This is a genomic window from Oryzomonas japonica, from assembly GCF_008802365.1.
GTDB lineage: Bacteria > Desulfobacterota > Desulfuromonadia > Geobacterales > Pseudopelobacteraceae > Oryzomonas > Oryzomonas japonica.
Map to the genome: position 1 here is coordinate 198,605 of NZ_VZQZ01000001.1, position 13,082 is coordinate 211,686.

Below are 13,082 nucleotides of genomic sequence, written 5' to 3' on the forward strand. Positions count from 1 at the left end.
TTCGATGGCTAATCAGATTTAAACCATCTTCAACCCACTAAAAGAGCTAAACAGTGACGCTGAAGGCTTCTAGAGAAATTACTGGACCGACTCCGGTGTTGTAAAAAAGAAACCATCGCGAAGATCAGGGCCATAATCGGCAAATTTTTCCCTCAAGGACTTATCTGGTAAAAAAACTTAAACTGAGTCAGACAGATGGCACTACAGCAATTATTGAAGAGATAAACCGCGAAGAAGAGATCAGCGCGCATCTTGCCTCTTGTCAACTATGACCCAAATGATAAATATAAATAAACGGTTAAAATGAGTGAGAGAACAAATAGCGACTGACATCCCTGAAATTTGGTTTAATTGCGGTGTTACCGCTACGGCACGGGGCGATTATGCCAACGCTGAAAACTGTTTCCGCCGAACTCTGGCTTTGGCGCCGCACTCCCTGGAAACCCTGCTGAACCTTGGGTATGTGCTGGGCGAACAGGGAAAGGCGGAAGAGGCGCTCGGCTGCTACGAATCGGTCCTGGCCGAGGCTCCTGGAAACGCCAAGGCACGCTACAACAGGGCTGCACATCTTCTCCGCAGGGGGGAGCTGGCCGCCGGATTTGCCGACTACGAGGCCCGCTTTGCCGCCATTCAGGATGTGGACTGCCGCGTCTACCCCCAGCCCCGCTGGGACGGTTCCCCTCTAAACGGCCGCAGCATCCTGGTCTACTGCGAGCAGGGTTTCGGCGACGCGATCCTGTTTGGCCGATACGTGCCGCTGCTGGCTGGCCAAGGCGGAAAGGTGGTGCTGGAGGCGCAACCGCCGTTGTTGTCCCTCCTGTCGACACTGCCCGGCGTCGACAGGGTTGTTGCAAAGTCCGCAAATCCGCCGGTCACGGATTGTCATATCCCCCTGCTTAGTCTCCCCCACCTCTTCGGGACGACCCTGGAAACCATTCCCGTCTCTGTACCGTACCTTTTCCCCTCTGAGTCTCTGACCTCAGTCTGGCGCGCGCGTACAGCCTCTGAGCCGGGTATCCTGCGTATCGGCCTGGTTTGGGCCGGCAAGGAACGCCCCTACCCCAACCGTTCCTGTCCCCCCGAATACCTCGTGCCTCTCCTGGCCACGCCGGGAGTCCGCTTCTTCTCCCTGCAGATCGGCGAACGGGAGCGGTTTCCCCTTCCGCCGGAGTTTGCCGCAGGGGTGATCGACCATACGGATGGCATCAGGGACTTTGCCGACACCGCCGCCCTGATCCTCACCCTCGACCTGGTCATCACCATCGATTCCGCGGTTGCCCACTTGGCCGGCGCGCTCGGCAAGCCGGTCTGGACCCTCCTTCCCTGTGCCGCGGACTGGCGCTGGCTGGAAGACCGGAGCGACTCCCCCTGGTATCCGACCATGCGGCTGTTCCGGCAACCGGGCCCAGGCGATTGGGGGGCGGTGATTAATGAGGTCGCAGGAACGTTACGCGACGTGACAACGCACGAAGCAGTGGGGGCCACCTTGACGGACGAGCAGTGCGATTCCCTGTTTCTGGGGGCCATGGAGTCCCTTGAGCAGAACGTCCCGGACGTCGCTGTCGCCCAATTTCTCAAACTCCTGCCGTTGTTCCCGGACAATCCGGCTGTCTGGTTCAACCTGGGGCGCGCCCGCCGTCTCCAAAGAAACCGTGCCGATGCGGAGAAGTGCTTTCGCCGGGCGCTCCTCTTGAAACCCGACAGCCCCGACATCTGGCTCGCCCTGGGCCGCCTCTACCTGGAACTGAAGGCGTTCGAGGAGGCAGAGACGTGCTTGGGGAAGGCGCATGAACTCGCGCCGGGATCGGTTGATATCTTGCTCGACCTGGGTGCTGCATTGGTCCCCCAGGGGAAAACAACAGAAGCCTTCTGCTGTGACCAGAAGATCCTCGCCATCAAACCCGACTGCACGGAAGCCATCTATAACATGGGGTTTTTGCAGCTGCGCAGCGGTGATTTTTTGCCCGGCTTCGCCAACTTCGAACAGCGCCTTTCCATAGAGAGGTTTCAGATCGACCCGCGCATCTATCCCCAGCAGCGGTGGGATGGTTCCCCCCTGGCGGGGAAAACCATCCTCGTGTTTGGGGAGCAGGGCATGGGTGATTCAATCCAGTTTTCCCGCTACATCCCCCTGATCGCCCAACGTGGCGGCAAGGTCGTTTTTGAAGTCGAGAAGCCGCTTGTCCCGCTGTTCAACTCCCTCCCCGGCGTGGCACGGGTTGTACCGAAATCCGGGACGCCGCCGGCCACGGATGTGTATATCCAATCACTCAGCCTCCCGCATATCTTCCACACAACTATCGACACCGTGCCGAACCGCGTCCCTTACCTCGCCCCTGAGCCGTCAAAGGTGGCGGCATGGCGACAGTTGCTGGCGGGCGATTCTGCATTCCGTGTCGGGTTGGTCTGGCGCGGCAATCCCCGGAATCCGCTGGATCAGGACCGTTCCAGTTCATTGGCGGCATTTTCGCCACTCGCGGCTCTCGACGGCGTCAGCTATTACAGCCTCCAGGTGGGATCCGCGGCGGAAGAGGCCGCGTCTCCGCCCGCAGACATGGAGATCACTGACCTGACCAGCCGGTTGGAAGACTTCTCCGATACCGCCGCCTTGATCGCCAACCTCGATCTGGTCATAAGCATCGAGACGGCGGTTGCCCATCTGGCCGGCGCGCTCGGCAGGCCGGTCTGGGTGCTGTTGTCCCATAATCACTGTTGGCGCTGGCTTGTCGGGCGGGATGATTCGCCCTGGTATCCGACCATGCGCCTGTTCCGGCAGGAGCGGCCGGGGGATTGGGGCGGGGCGGTCCAGCGGGTCAAGAATGCCTTGGAGTCATTGGTACGTGAACGAGCAAACTGAACAGGGCCATATGGATATCGAATCATGCTATCAGCTCGGAGCGCTGCTCAAGGAACGGGGGGACATCCCCGGGGCGGAGCGCTGCTTCAGGCGGATCGTCGAACAGGCTCCCGATCTCCCGGACCCGCAGCACAGCCTGGGGGTCGTGCTGCAACTCCAGGAACGGCTGGTGGAGGCCATCGGGCACTATCGGGCCGCCATTGCCCTCGATCCCTGCTTTGTGAAGGCCCACTACAACCTGGCCACGGCCCTCTGGCGGAGCGGTTTGTACCAGGAGGCAATGGCTTGTGCCCGCAAGACCATAGACCTCGATCCGGCACATGCCGAGGCCTATGGGCTGCTCGGGCAACTCGCCCTCCTGACCGGAGATCTCGGCCACGGGTGGGATGAGTACGAGTGGCGGTGGGAGACGAGAGAGGGCAGTACCAAAAAACAGGACCTGGGCCGGCCCCAATGGGATGGTTCTCCGTTGGCGGGTAGAACGCTCTTGATCCATATGGAGCAGGGCCGGGGCGATATGATCCAGTTTATCCGGTATGCCCCGCTGGCGGCAGCCACGGGAGGACGGGTCGTCGTCTGCGCCCTGCGGGAACTGGTGGCGCTTTTGGCAACCGTCGAGGGGATAGGCCAGGTCGTGGATCGCCAAGGGCCGTTGCCGGAGTTCGATGTCCACATCCCCGTACTCAGTCTCCCCCGCGTTTTTGGGACGACCCTGGAAACGGTTCCCAACCGGATTCCCTATCTGAGGCCGGACCCGGCAAAGGTCGGGGCGTGGCGGCAGCTCATGCCGGCCAACGGGCGGGTGCGCGTCGGCCTGGTCTGGGCCGGCCAGGAAAAACCGGACCCCTTCCGTTCCATGCCCCTGAGCGCGTGTGTACCGCTCCTTTCTCTCCCGCACGTGGACATCTACTCGCTGCAAATGGGCCGGGGCGTGGAGGAGATAGCGTCTCTCCCGGCGGGGTGCGCGATCATCGATCACACCGCACGGATTTCCGATTTCGCCGATACCGCGGCACTGATCGCCAATCTCGACCTGGTCATTACCATCGACACTGCCGTGGCCCATCTGGCCGGCGCACTCGGCAAGCAGGCCTGGACATTGTTGCCGTTCGTGCCGGACTGGCGCTGGCTGCTGGCGCGTGACGACTCCCCCTGGTACCCCACCATGCGCCTGTTCCGGCAACGGTCTCCCGGAGATTGGCACGGCGTCGTGGAGCGGGTTCGGGAAGCGCTGGGGCAACGGCTCGGCAGCCCTGCCATCCATAATCAGCGGGGCATTGAACTGCTGCAGGCTGGGCAACCCGGGGAGGCTGAACAGGCCTTTTCCGCGGCCATTGCCTTGGCCCCGGATTACGCCGAGGCCCACAGCAATCTCGGGGCAACCTTCGATAACCAAAAGAGATACAGGGAGGCGCTCGCCAGTTACCGGACCGCCCTCTCCCTCAGACCTGATTTCGTCCAGGCCCTGTTCAACATGGGCAATGTCCATCGGGAATTGGGCGAGCTTGCCGAGGCGCGGCGTTGCTACGAACAGGTTCGGGAGTTGTCGCCGGGTCTGCTGCAAGCAGACCTCTGCCTGGCGCAGATCTGGAAGGAAGAGCGGGACTTCGCGCGGGCACGCGGCTGCGTGGAACGGGTACTGGCGCTCAGGCCCGATGACGCCTCTGCCCTGCACAGCCTGGGAGAAATCTGCCAGGCCGAGGAACGGTTTCCGGAGGCGATCGAGGCCTACCAGCGGGCGTTGGCGATCGAACCGGGCAACGTCAAATCACAGAATATGCTCGGCATGGTCTTTCATCTGATCGGCAGTCTCGAGGCCGCTGAGGAGTGTTACCGGAAAGCGCTCGCAGCCAAGCCTGACGCCCTGACGGTGCTCAACAACCTGGGGGCCGTCTATCAATCCCAAGGGCGATCTTCCGAATCGGTGGCTGTGCTGCGACAGGCTGTTGCCGTTGATCCCTCCTATGCGGAGGCGCACTGGAACCTGGCGCTGTCGCTCCTTGCCAGCGGCGAGTACCGCGATGGGTGGCTGGAGTACGAATGGCGCTTCAAAAAATCCAATCCGGTCCCGGAACGTCATTTTGATCAACCCCGCTGGGATGGTTCCCCCCTCGACGGCAGGACCATTCTGCTCCATTGCGAGCAGGGATTCGGCGATACCCTGCAGTTCATCCGCTATGCGCCGCTGGTAGCACAGCGGGGCGGCCGTGTCGTTGTGGAGTGCCAGACGCCGGCACTGAAACGTCTGATTGCGGGCGTTGCCGGCGTCTCCGAGGTCATTGCCGCCGGTGAGGCCTTGCCGCGCATGGACTGTCATGCCCATCTCCTGTCACTGCCGCTGATCTTCCAAACAACGGTGGCCACCATACCGGCTGACGTTCCCTACCTCCGTGCCGATCCGGCGGATAGGGCGATCTGGCGCGGCCGCATGGGATCGGCTAAATCCCTGAAGGTCGGTCTGGTCTGGTCCGGTCGTCAAAACCTGGTGCTCAACAGGAAGCGCACCTGTAATTTGGGCACCTTTGCGCCCTTGGCCGCCGTCCCGAACGTGATCTTTTACAGTCTCCAGGTGGGCGATGGCGCCGAACAAGCGGCTGAAGCGCCTGCCGGCCTGCATCTGGTTGACCTTACCGCCCATATACGGGATTTTGCCGACACTGCCGCCTTGATTGCCAACCTGGACCTGGTCATCACCATCGATACCTCGGTCGCACACCTGGCCGGCGCGATGGCTAAGCCGACCTGGGTGCTTCTTCCCCATGTGGCTGATTGGCGCTGGCTGGCGAACCGTGAGGATTCCCCCTGGTATCCGGGTACGCGTCTCTTCCGGCAATCCGTTCCGGGCGATTGGCAGGGGGTGGTGCGATCGGTCGCATCGGCGCTGGAACAGTATCGCCGCGCGGCTTCACCGGCGGCGTCGGGCCCGGTTTTCTTGAACGCCCCCTCTCCGGGGGAAGCAAACGCCGGTGTGCCGGTTACGTGTCCAAAGACGCCGCCGGGACTGGCGAAGCGCCCCCGTGGGCTCAAGGTGGGGCTTGTCTGGTCGGGACGCCAGAACAAGGTGCTCAACCGCAAGCGCTCATGCCCGTTGGCCGCCTTTACGCCGCTCGCAGATGTCCCGAACGTGACCTTTTACAGCCTGCAAGTGGGCAGCGGGGTGGACCGGGCTGCAGAGCCGCCGCCCGGCATGGCGCTTTTGGACCTCACCGGACATATCCATGATTTTGAGGATACGGCGGCGTTTGTCGCGAATCTGGATTTGATCATAACCATCGACACCGCTGTCGCCCATCTGGCAGGAGCGATGGGCAAGCCGGCATGGGTGCTTCTCCCCTATGCCGCCGACTGGCGCTGGTTGACAACAGGTGAGGACAGCCCCTGGTATCCCGGCGTTCGCCTGTTCCGCCAGCCGGATCTCGGTGCATGGGATGCGGTGATCCAGGCGGTTGCCGAGGCCCTGAACGAACGTGCTTCCAGCGGGAGGGGCGAATACCCTCCGCAGCCGCGATGTCCTGGGCCGACGCGGTTTTCTGAGGAGCGGGCCTGGCTGGAACGCTCCCTTGACGGATATCTGCGGGAACGTACCTTGAACCCGTCCGACCCGGTCGCCCACCTGAATGTGGGAGCGGCGCTGGGGTTGCTCGGCAGGCACCGGGAGGCAATTCCCCACTACCGGAGAGCGTTGGAACTGTCTCCGGAACATGTGCAGGCACACCTGAACCTTGCCTTTTCCCTACTGGCCCTGGGAGAATTTGCCGAAGGATGGCGCCACCACGAATGGCGCCACGGCATGGTCGATTCGCAGCTCCCCCCCTGGCCGCTGCTCCAACAATCAGACCTGGAGAGACATCCCGGGGGGCAGAGACTCCTCGTACACAGTGAACAGGGGTATGGCGATACCATTCAGTTCATCCGCTTCATTCCGCACCTCGCAGACCTGGGATACTGCGTGACGGTAACGTGCCAACCGGAACTGGCGACGCTCGTCGGCTCGGTGCGGGGGGTCTCCCGGGTCGTGCCGCATGGGGAGTCGCTGCCCGTGTGTGATCTGCAGGTGCTGCTTCTCAGTCTCCCCTACCTGTTCGGCACGACACTGGAGACACTGCCGGACGAGGTGCCGTATCTCGTACCTCGCCCGCACCAGGTCGTTCTGTGGCATAGCCGTTTGTGCGGATCATCCGAGGCGGGAGGGGGCCAACCCTGATTTCAACTTTTTTTGCGGTACTCATTTTTTCCTAAAGAAATTTCACCAAAGAACGATGAGTATAGTAAGCGCAGAAAGCGCACCCGGCAGAATGGCCGGGCACAACCCCAGAAAGGAGCATCACCATGGCAATCAATGATATTTCTCTCACATCGGGCATGCGGAACAACCTCCTCGCACTTCAGCAGACTTCGTCTGCAGTCTCGCAGACCCAGCAGCGTCTGAGCAGCGGCAAGAAGGTTAACTCCGCCCTTGACAACCCCACCAACTTTTTTGCAGCCCAGTCGGAAACCCAGCGCGCCAGCGACCTGAACGACCGTAAGGACGGCATGAGCGAGGCGGTCCAGACCATCCAGGCTGCCAACGCCGGCATCACGGGCATCACCGCCCTGATCCAGTCGGCCAAAGGTCTGGCCAGCCAGGCTGCATCGACCAACGACACAACCGCTCAGGCAACCTACTACTCCCAGTTCCTGTCGATCACCTCGCAGATCACCACGTTGGCCAGCGACTCCGGCTACCGCGGCACCAACCTGCTGACCAACGGCACGCTCTCCATCGAGTTCGGTCAGAAGACCGGCGACTCCAACCTCACCATCAATGGTGTCAACGGCTCTGCCGCTGGCCTGGGCGTCAGCGCCAGCGCTACGTGGGTTGGCTCGACGGCTGACGCTACGTCCACCTCCGCATTCATGGACAACGCCCTCAGCACGCTGCGCTCCAACGCTTCTACCCTGGCCAGTAACCTGTCCGTCATCACGACCCGCCAGGACTTCACCACCAGCATGATCAACACGCTGCAGACCGGCGCCGACAACCTGACCCTGGCCGATATGAACCAGGAAAGCGCCAACATGCTGGCACTTCAGACCCGTCAGTCTCTGGGCACCACCGCCCTGAGCCTCTCGTCTCAGGCAGCCCAGTCTGTTCTCAAACTCTTCTAATAGAGGGTGGGAGTGACAGAGAATCGGTAAATAATAAAGGGAGGGGACTTTGGTCTCCTCCCTTTATTGCTTGACAGGGGTAAGCCATATCGGTACAAAATGCACAGTCCGCCAACCGCCGCCTCCAGGCAACCTACAACGACAAAAAAATTACTCAAAAAGCTGATTACCATGCCACTAAAACTTACCCTCAAACCCCAAGAGAAGGTCATCATCGGAGGCGCCGTCGTCAAGAACGGGGCTTCTACCTCTCATTTCACCATCGAAAACAACGTCCCTGTCCTGAGACAGGCGGATATCCTCACCGAAGCAGAGGCGACGACACCGTGTCGCCGGATCTATCTTGCCCTCCAGCTCATGTACATTGACGAGGAAAATTGTGCCGCCACGCTCCCCATTTTTAGCGCCCTCGTCGATGAGTTGCTGGAGGCCGTACCTAGCATGAAAGAGTTGATTTCAAAGACAAATCAGTATACCCTGAACAGAGAATACTACCAGGCGCTGAAGCAGGCCAAAAAACTCATCGCCTATGAAGAGGAGCTTCTAATCAATGTATCAAAATCCTGTTGATGCCTACACAACAATGCAGAAGGAGTCGCTCAGCGGAAGGGAACTGGAGGCGTCGGTGCTCTCCCGTGCCGCTCTCATGCTGAAACAGGTGCAGGAGAACTGGGATGCGTCAGACCGTGACGCGAAACTAAGAGAGGCGATAAAGTTCAACCAGAAGGTTTGGAGCTTCTTCCAGGCCGAGTTGAGCAGTCCCGAAAACCCGCTCCCGCGAAATCTGAAGGAGGACATCCTTAACCTCAGCCTCTTCGTAGATAATCACCTTTTTAATGTCTTGGCCTTTCCCGAACCCGAAAAACTCTCCATCGTCATCGATATCAACTTCAACATCGCCACCGGCCTGCGGACCAAGCCGTCCGAGCAATAACACGGCTATTCGACCGTAAGGGCGTATCCCTTCCTTTCGAGACACTCGATTACCTTGCGCATATGTTCGAAGCCGCGGGTTTCGAGTTCAAGCGATACGTCGGTTCTGCCGAGGGTCAATGATTTTGAACGTCTGTCGTGGCTGATGTGGAATATATTTGCGCGTGTTTCTGCAATATCCGTGGCTAACCGGGCCAACGCTCCGGGGAGGTCATCGAGTTCTATCGTCAGCTTCAGGTAGCGCCCCGCAGCCAACAGTCCCCGTTCCACAACGAGCGCGATGGTCTTGACATCGATATTGCCGCCCGACAGCAGGCAGAGGGTCTTGCCTTTCAGATTCCGTGCCTTACCATGCAGCACCGCCGCCAGGGGAACGGCGCCGGCTCCCTCCACCAGCAGTTTCGTTCGCTCCAGGAGCGATACGATGGACTGGGCGATTTCCTCTTCCTCAACCTGAACGATTTCATCGACACAGGCGCGGATGATGGGCACCGTCAGCTGCCCCGGGCGCTTTACGGCAATGCCGTCGGCCAGTGTCACCTTTACCGGCGTCTCGCAGGGAGCGCCTGCCGCAAACGAGGCCGACATGGACGGGGCGGCCGTGGATTCGACGCCGATAATGCGGATGTGGGGCGCGCGCTCCCGCACCGCCGCCGCCATGCCGGCTATCAAGCCGCCTCCTCCTACCGGGACCAGCAGGTTTTGCACGTCCGGCAATTCTTCCAGAATCTCCAGGGCTATGGTGCCCTGGCCGGCCATGACCAGTTCATCGTCGAAGGGGTGCACGAAAAGGGCGCCGGTGGAACGCTGGGCCTCCTGTGCCGCTTCGCAGGATTCATCGAAATTTTTACCGATCAGCACGATGTCGGCGCCGTAGTCGCGGGTGGCCTGAACCTTTTGGGGTGGGGTGATCTCCGGCATGTAGATGGTCGCCTTGACGCCCAACAGGTCCGCCGAAAAGGCCACCCCCTGGGCATGATTTCCCGCCGATGCGGTAATGACGCCATGTTTCAGGGCCTCTTTCGTCTGGGCGGTCATGAAGTTGAGAGCCCCCCTGATCTTGAAGGAACCGGTACGTTGGAGGTTTTCGCACTTGAAGAACAGCGGCGCACCCAATTTCTCGGTATAGTGGTGCGAGTAGATCATCTCCGTGCGGCGAACGCGTTTCCTGAGGCGGTCGTAGGCTTCCTGTATGAGTTCGTAAAAGGGCATGGCCGTGGGCTCTCCAAAGGGTAGTTGTGTCATAGTACCAGACGGGTCAAGCAGGGTCAAATGTGAAGAACCGCCGTTTTGGGCTCTTGGCAAGTTTTCGCTTTGCTGGTACATTAGCAAGAGAACATCCTAGAGGAGGCATCATGGAGGCAGAGCACCATCAATTGATCATTCTCGGCGCCGGGCCGGCCGGCTACACCGCTGCTATTTATGCCGCACGGGCCAACCTGAGCCCTCTTATCATAACCGGATTGCAGCCGGGCGGGCAATTGACCACGACGACGGAGGTCGATAATTGGCCGGGAGAATATGGAGGGGTCCAGGGGCCTGACCTGATGGAGCGCATGCGGCAGCACGCGGAACGGTTCAACACGCGCATGGTCCTTGACAACATCAAACGCGCCGACCTGCTCCAGAGGCCGTTCGTGCTCGAAGGGGACAGTGCCACCTATACCTGCGATGCCCTGATCATCGCCACCGGCGCCTCGGCCAAGTACCTGGGGCTCCCATCCGAGCAGGCCTTCAAGGGAAAAGGTGTTTCCGCCTGCGCCACCTGCGACGGTTTTTTCTACCGCGGCCAGGATGTGGCGGTCATCGGCGGCGGCAGCACCGCGGTCGAGGAGGCGCTCTACCTTTCCAATATCGCCCGCCACGTGACGGTGGTGCATCGTCGTGAGCAGTTCCGCGCCGAAAAGATTATGACTGACCGGCTGATCGAAAAGACGAAGAACGGCAACGTCACGATCGAGTGGCACCATGTCCTGGACGAGGTACTGGGGGACGCCAGCGGCGTGACCGGCATCCGCATCCGCCATCGCAGCGGCTCGACCAAGGAGGTGCCGGTCCACGGCGTGTTCATCGCCATCGGCCACACGCCCAACACAACCATCTTCGAGGGGCAGCTGGATATGGAAAATGGCTATATCCGGACCAAGTGCAGTCTCGAGGGGAATCTCACGGCCACCAATATCGAGGGGGTCTTCGCCGCCGGCGATGTGCAGGACTACATCTATCGCCAGGCGATCACGTCGGCCGGGACCGGCTGTATGGCTGCGCTGGACGCCGAAAAGTATCTGGAAACACTTCGCAAGTAAGGAACGTGCCATGTCGGCGACCCCTGACGACCTGGATGCCCTGTTGGGTGACATCCACAAAACCATCCATGATAACCGCCGTTTCCTCCAGGCTTTGGCGGACGATGCCGACAGCGGTCAGGAACAGGATGATGGGGACGACGGAGGTGAGCGGGAGGTTTTTGAGGAACTCTGAGCATGAACGCCCGGAAACGCAAAAAGCCCCTGGAAGGTTTCTTCCAGGGGCTTTTTGCGTTTAGCGGTGAGTTAGTGCTTACCCCCACCGGGGACGTCATATCCGCCGGCGGCATGACACTCGCTGCAATTGGTCTTGTAGATCTCGTTGCCGATGTCCACCGGGTGCACGAATTCGCTTACCTTCTTCCCGGTGGGGATATTCTCCTGAATCTGGCCGAGCACTTCGTGACAGAGCTTGCAATCCTTGGAGATCAGTTTCCCCTCGGGCGATCTGTGTTTGCCGTCATGGCAGCGGAAGCAGCCGGCGGTGTAGAAATGGCCGATATGATTTGGGTAGGTCTTCCACGACACCTTCATCTTCGGGAAGTAATTACGCTTGTAGATATTCTGGATCTGCCCGATGGCCTGGGTGATGGCGGCGCCCTTCTTGGCCGCAACCTCGGGATAATTTTTCGCGTAGTAGTCCTTGATGCCGGCGTCAAGGGCTTTCACGGCCTCTTCGGTACTTGCGTAGGGCTTTTCGAGCAGTTCTACGGCCACCTTTTTGATGTAGGGCAAGCCGCGGTCGATGGTATTGGATGCGAAGTTCCTGTCCATCTCCTCGCCCGGGGAATAGTAGATATGGGTCGGCTTGTTGTGGCAGTCGGTGCAATCCATGATACGCTTGGTCGCTTTGGCGATTTCATCCCGTGAAAGCGGTTTGGAGGGGTCCATGTATTCGGTAACCGTGCCGTCCTTGCCCTTGACCGCCACGTAGGGGATGGTCAGACGCTTCTTGTCGCCGGGGATGAAGGTTACCTCGCGGCCGATATGCCAATGGATTCCCATGGCGTTGGGCGTCTTGGGGGTGCCGCCGATCTTGATCAGCATGTTGATCTCGCGAGGGGTGTTATCCTCGTTCGGGGCGTAGTGGTAGAAGATCTTCTGGCGGCCCGCATAGAATTTCTCGGGCCAATGGCAATGTTCGCAGGTGCTGCGCGCGGGGCGCAGGTTTTCGATGGGGGTTCCAATCGGCGTGGGCCAGGAGTGGGTCAGGACGGCCCAGACCTGGCGCAGGCCCGAGAGTTTTGCCCTGACGTACCATTCGGCACCGGGGCCGACGTGGCATTCCACGCATTTTACTTTCGCATGGGGCGAGTTCGACCACGCGGTATGCTCCGGCTGCATCACCACGTGGCAGAGTTCGCCGCAGAAGGTGGTTGATTCGGTAAACTCGAACCCCTTGATGGACGCTGTGCCGACGACAATGAGAAAGACCACCGACGCCAGTATGAAGAAGATGGAAAGCTTGAGGGTATGGGGATCGTTCAGGTCGAGGCGCGGCAAGCGGGGGATGCCCAGTTCCGGGTGTTTGCGGAACCGGCTGCGGACCCTCCACGCGCCGGCCGGGATGAGGAGCAGGCCAAAGATGAGCATGCCGGGGAAGGCGAAGTAGACAAACATGCCCATATAGGGGTTTTCCAGCCCGGTGAAGGCCTCAAGGAGCAGGAACGCAATGATCAGGACGGTTGCGATCAATGCCATGAGTGCCCCGATGATACTGGTGCTGTTCATCAAATAGCGGTAAATACTTGAGTTTTTAAGTTCCAACGTACACCTCCCTGCGTGTCTGTATGCCAAAAAAAGTTGAGTATACAGTAAATTTTTATTTTTACATCGAC

Annotated in this window: 9 protein-coding genes; 7 read left to right on the forward strand and 2 right to left on the reverse strand. The window is 60.1% G+C overall.

Annotated features, from left to right (window positions below; all coding sequences use genetic code 11):
* Window positions 1–307: 307 nt before the first annotated feature.
* The 5 genes from F6V25_RS00905 (at window position 308) to flaF (ending at window position 8,939) form a co-directional block, all read left to right on the forward strand.
* Window positions 308–2,857: a tetratricopeptide repeat protein gene (locus F6V25_RS00905; RefSeq protein ID WP_151126340.1), complete on the forward strand. Its 2,550-nt coding sequence runs from the start codon at window positions 308–310 to the stop codon at window positions 2,855–2,857.
* A complete protein-coding gene (locus F6V25_RS00910; RefSeq protein ID WP_191966037.1) occupies window positions 2,841–7,061 on the forward strand; it encodes a tetratricopeptide repeat protein in 4,221 nt (1,406 codons plus the stop codon). The genes F6V25_RS00905 and F6V25_RS00910 overlap by 17 nt, the downstream gene beginning before the upstream one ends.
* Window positions 7,062–7,186: 125 nt before the next feature.
* Window positions 7,187–8,005, forward strand: a complete 819-nt coding sequence (locus F6V25_RS00915; RefSeq protein WP_151126346.1) for a flagellin N-terminal helical domain-containing protein — start codon at window positions 7,187–7,189, stop codon at window positions 8,003–8,005.
* 171 nt (window positions 8,006–8,176) lie between these two features.
* Entirely contained in the window at window positions 8,177–8,575 is a 399-nt protein-coding gene (locus F6V25_RS00920; RefSeq protein WP_151126349.1) for a flagellar biosynthesis repressor FlbT, read from the forward strand.
* On the forward strand, window positions 8,556–8,939 hold the full coding sequence (flaF, locus tag F6V25_RS00925) for a flagellar biosynthesis regulator FlaF (RefSeq protein ID WP_151126352.1): 384 nt from the start codon (window positions 8,556–8,558) through the stop codon (window positions 8,937–8,939). The genes F6V25_RS00920 and flaF overlap by 20 nt, the downstream gene beginning before the upstream one ends.
* A 5-nt stretch (window positions 8,940–8,944) precedes the next feature.
* On the opposite strand, the gene ilvA is transcribed toward flaF, so the two are convergent.
* Complete coding sequence (gene ilvA, locus F6V25_RS00930) at window positions 8,945–10,150, reverse strand: threonine ammonia-lyase (RefSeq protein ID WP_151126354.1); 1,206 nt, start codon at window positions 10,148–10,150, stop codon at window positions 8,945–8,947.
* A gap of 143 nt (window positions 10,151–10,293) precedes the next feature.
* On the opposite strand from ilvA, the gene trxB reads away from it, so the two are divergent.
* Together trxB and F6V25_RS16905 are read left to right on the forward strand one after the other, a co-directional pair.
* The gene (gene trxB / locus F6V25_RS00935; RefSeq protein ID WP_151126357.1) at window positions 10,294–11,244 is read left to right on the forward strand and encodes a thioredoxin-disulfide reductase; all 951 of its coding nucleotides are present in this window, start codon (window positions 10,294–10,296) and stop codon (window positions 11,242–11,244) included.
* Between the two features lie 10 nt (window positions 11,245–11,254).
* Window positions 11,255–11,419, forward strand: a complete 165-nt coding sequence (locus F6V25_RS16905) for a hypothetical protein (RefSeq protein ID WP_191966038.1) — start codon at window positions 11,255–11,257, stop codon at window positions 11,417–11,419.
* 71 nt (window positions 11,420–11,490) lie between these two features.
* Here F6V25_RS16905 and F6V25_RS00940 read toward each other — a convergent pair whose 3' ends face one another.
* Entirely contained in the window at window positions 11,491–12,945 is a 1,455-nt protein-coding gene (locus F6V25_RS00940; RefSeq protein ID WP_420849947.1) for a cytochrome c3 family protein, read from the reverse strand.
* Between the last annotated feature and the right edge of the window lie 137 nt (window positions 12,946–13,082).